A 4,114-nucleotide genomic window follows, 5' to 3' on the forward strand; every position below is an offset into this window, starting at 1 on the left:
ATTGTACTGGGGGGGGGGGGCGTGCGCCTGCCTCCCTGCACCATCCCCACCACAACCCCCACCCCCCCCCCCCCCCCCCCCCCCCCCCCCCCCGCTCCCACAGTTTTGACCGAGTAAGACTTCAATGTCTTCACACGCAGGTGAGCTTGTCTGTGGGTGCTGGCTTGTCGAATCGTCGCACTGCTGCGATGCAGACACTTCGGTACATCAGGCAAAACCAGTAGATGCCATCGCAGGCAAGCCAGCTCCCACACTGGACTGTGCTTTTGCTTTTGATCTTGCTTTTGACTTTGATCTCAGGCGCCCCGTTAACCACGCTGGCCGCACGCAGGCTTGAATCCGTGGGTAACCCGGCAGGACGCCGGGTTAGCCGCGCTGGGCCAAGGATGGCCCATCGCGGCGGCCCACGGATTCAAGCCGGAGTGCGGGCACACCGAGCATTAGCGAGGTGCCAAGTGGTGGGGCACAGACCTTTTGGTTACTTTTGGGGCGTTTGCCAAAAGTGACCCGCTGTAAGAGCGGAACCGATTGAGGCCGTGACCCAAATAACGGATATGTACTCAACCCCGAAGTTTTGTCAGCACCCCCCACCCCCCTCTTTACCCAAGCTTTACCCTCCCCTGACCGCCGCTGACCTTGATCCCCCTAATCTACTCACATCCGGACTCACCGGAATAGAGACAGGAGAATCACCATGCGCAAGACCCTTATCGCTTTGATGTTCGCCGCTGCCCTGCCCACCGTTGCCATGGCGGCAATGCCCGATGGCCCAGGCCCGATGGGCGGCCCTGAAGGCCACATGATGGGTGGCCCAGGCCACGGCGGTGAACACGGTCCGCGTGGCAAAGGCGGCCCCTTCAGCCAACTGGACCTGAGCAAGGAACAGCGCCAGCAAATCGGCAAACTGATGGGCGACCAGTGGCACGCTCGCAAAGACCTGGTCAAAAAGTACCTGGACAAACTGCCAGCCGCCGACCAGAAAGCCATGCAGGATGAAATCGCCGCCGGCAAACAGAAAACCCAAGCCGACATCCGTGCCGTGCTGAAACCCGATCAACAGAAGAAATTCGACGAGATCGTGAAGAAACAGGCCGAGCGCCGCGCCGAGTGGAAGGAATTCCAGGCCTGGAAAGCCCAACAACCGCAAAAAGCGCAATAATGACCTAGCGTTCCCCCAGCCCAGTGGCCACCGCCGCTGGGCTTTTCCTGTTTGAGGGTTTTCTGTGCGTTCATTGTTCTGGCGGATCCTGGCCAGTTTCTGGCTGGCCATCGCCCTGGTTGCCGGGTTATCGATCTTGCTTGGGCACATGCTCAACCAAGACGCCTGGATTCTCAGCCGCCACCCCGGCCTCAACAACCTGGCGCAGGAGTGGACGCAACTCTACGACGCCCAGGGCGAGGACGCCGCCCAGGAATTACTGCAGCAGCGCAAACGTCAGTACCACATTGACGTGCAAGTGCTGAACGAAAGCGGCGACCCGGTGGTACGCGGCACCTTCCCGCGTCGCGCCGCCGCCTTTGAAGCCCGACAAAATGACAGCCAGGACGGTCACCTGCCCTGGCGGCGCCTGACCGCCGAGTACACCAGTGAAAAAACCGGCGACACCTACCTGCTGATCTACCGCATCCCCCACCCGGAACTGGATGCCTGGCACCGCAGCAGCTTGGCGTGGCCATTGAGTGCGCTGGCGATTGCCTTGGTGGTGCTGACGCTGTTCAGCCTGTTGGTGACGCTGTCCATCACGCGCCCGCTCAGCCGCTTGCGCGGCGCGGTGCATGACCTCGGCCAAACCACGTATCAGCAAAACAGCCTGGCGCAGTTGGCCAACCGCCGCGATGAGTTTGGCGTGCTGGCCACTGATTTCAACCGCATGGGCGCACGCCTGCAAAGCCTGATTGGCAGCCAGCGCCAGTTACTGCGCGATGTGTCCCACGAACTGCGTTCGCCGCTGGCCCGCCTGCGTATTGCCCTGGCCCTGGCCGAACGCGCCAACCCCAAAGAACGTGAAAAGCTCTGGCCACGCCTGACCCGCGAGTGCGACCGCCTCGAAGCGCTGATCAGCGAAATCCTGGTACTCGCTCGCGTGGACGCCGACAACGCCAGCGCCGAGGAAGTGGAGCTGACACCGCTGCTGAAAACCCTGCAAAAAGACGCCCAGCTCAGCGCTCCCGAGCAACTTGTACAGTTGACGGCGGAACCCGAGCTGCACCTCAAGGGCTGGCCGACCATGATTGAGCGCGCTGTGGATAACTTGCTGCGCAACGCCCAGCGCTTTAATCCACAGGGCCAACCGATCGAGTTGCAGGCCCAGCGCCACGGCGAACGCATTCTGATCAGCGTGCGTGATCACGGCCCCGGTGTCGAAGCCGAACACTTGAGCCAGTTGGGCGAACCGTTTTACCGAGCCCCCGGCCAGGTGTCCCAAGGCCACGGCCTGGGTTTGGCCATCGCCCGGCGTGCGGCGGAACGCCATGGCGGCAGCCTGATTCTGGCCAATCACCCGGACGGCGGTTTTATTGCCAGCATCGACCTGCCGTTGGAACCGGGAGTTGTCACACCGGTGTGATGATCTTTTATAGTGGCCCTTCTCTTACGGAGGGCCTTTGATGACTGACCTGCTGATACCCATCCAAGCCGCACTCGATTTACCCCACACACCCCTCAACGTGACCGAGGCCGGCGCCCTGCCCTCGACCTTTGCCGTGACCGAACTGGCCAGCGCCAGCATTGGCGCCGCCGGCCAGGCGCTGGCCCAGTTGATCCAGCAACAGACCGGGCGCCTGCCGGTGGTCAGCGTTGATCGGCGCCTCGCCTCGTTCTGGTTTTCCTCGTCGATTCGCCCCGTCGGCTGGCAAGTGCCTCCGCTGTGGGACCCGGTCGCAGGCGATTACGCCAGCGCCGACGGCTGGATTCGTTTGCACACCAACGCGCCCCATCACCGAGCCGCCGCCGAGCGGGTGTTGGGAAAGGTCGCCGACCGCAACGAAATGGCGGACAAGGTTGCCGAGTGGCAGGCCGCAGAGCTGGAGCAAGCGATTGTCGATGAAGGCGGTTGCGCCGCGCAGATGCGTTCCTGGCAAGCCTGGCAAACCCATCCGCAAGGGCTGGCAGTAAATGCCGAAGCGCTGGTGCAGCGTCAGACGTATGAGACGTCTGTGGACAAAACCTGGCTTGGTTCAGTCGCGCGCCCGCTGGCCGGCATCAAGGTGCTGGACCTGACCCGTGTGCTGGCTGGCCCCGTGGCCAGCCGTTTTCTCGCCGGGCTGGGTGCCAACGTATTGCGCATCGACTCGCCCGACTGGAACGAGCCGGGCGTGGTACCGGAAATGACCTTGGGCAAACGCTGCGCCCGCCTCGACTTGAAAACCGCCGAAGGCCGGCAGATGTTCGAAAGCCTGCTCAAAGACGCCGATATCCTGTTCCACGGTTACCGCGCGGATGCACTGGAGCAACTGGGCTACACCTCGGCCGAGCTGCAAACACTGGCCCCCGGCCTGATCGACGTTAGCCTGAACGCCTACGGCTGGAGCGGCCCGTGGCGCAATCGCCGCGGCTTCGACAGCCTGGTGCAGATGAGCAGCGGGATTGCCGACGCGGGCATGGCCTGGAAGCGCTCGGATAAACCCGTGCCGCTGCCCTTACAGGCACTGGACCACGCGACCGGGTACCTGATGGCGGCGGCAGCGATTCAGGCATTGAGCGAGCGGTTGAAAAGCGCCCGCGGTGGTTCGGCCCGGTTGTCGCTGGCGCGTACCGCGAAGTTACTGGTGGAAGCCGGGCAAGTGCCGCAGCAGCCAGCGTTGCGGGCGGAAGAACCAGCAGATCAAGGGTTGCTGGTGGAGCAAACACCGTGGGGCCAGGCGCATCGGTTGCTGGCACCGTTGACGATCAGCGGGACGCCCTTGCAGTGGGATTTGCCGGCTGGGGAATTGGGGTCACATCGGGCTCAGTGGTGACCTGACCATAGGTATCTACACAACTTTTAGAAGCTGGCGAATCTCTATGTGGCGAGCGGGCTTGTCGAATCGTCGCACCGCCCGCGTTGGGCTGCGTAGCAGCCCCAGAACCAGCCACTACGAAGTAGTCTGATACACCGTATTCTTCTTTACTGGG

The 4,114-nt window shown here is 62.8% G+C and carries 3 protein-coding genes; all 3 read left to right on the top strand.

The features are described from left to right. The first annotated feature begins 694 nt into the window (after positions 1 to 694). The 3 genes from Q7C20_RS26500 to Q7C20_RS26510 all read left to right on the top strand — a co-directional run bounded on the left by Q7C20_RS26500 (position 695) and on the right by Q7C20_RS26510 (position 3,957). Complete coding sequence (locus tag Q7C20_RS26500; RefSeq protein WP_348062340.1) at positions 695 to 1,159, top strand: LTXXQ domain protein; 465 nt, start codon at positions 695 to 697, stop codon at positions 1,157 to 1,159. Between the two features lie 64 nt (positions 1,160 to 1,223). Further along, the gene (locus Q7C20_RS26505; protein WP_375071156.1) at positions 1,224 to 2,567 is read left to right on the top strand and encodes a sensor histidine kinase; all 1,344 of its coding nucleotides are present in this window, start codon (positions 1,224 to 1,226) and stop codon (positions 2,565 to 2,567) included. 40 nt (positions 2,568 to 2,607) lie between these two features. Further along, positions 2,608 to 3,957 (top strand): CoA transferase, encoded by a 1,350-nt coding sequence (locus tag Q7C20_RS26510; protein WP_375071157.1) that lies wholly within the window; start codon positions 2,608 to 2,610, stop codon positions 3,955 to 3,957. Positions 3,958 to 4,114: the final 157 nt, after the last annotated feature.

It is taken from the genome of Pseudomonas sp. AMR01 (assembly GCF_041946035.1).
GTDB classification, from domain to species: Bacteria; Pseudomonadota; Gammaproteobacteria; order Pseudomonadales; family Pseudomonadaceae; genus Aquipseudomonas; species Aquipseudomonas antarctica_B.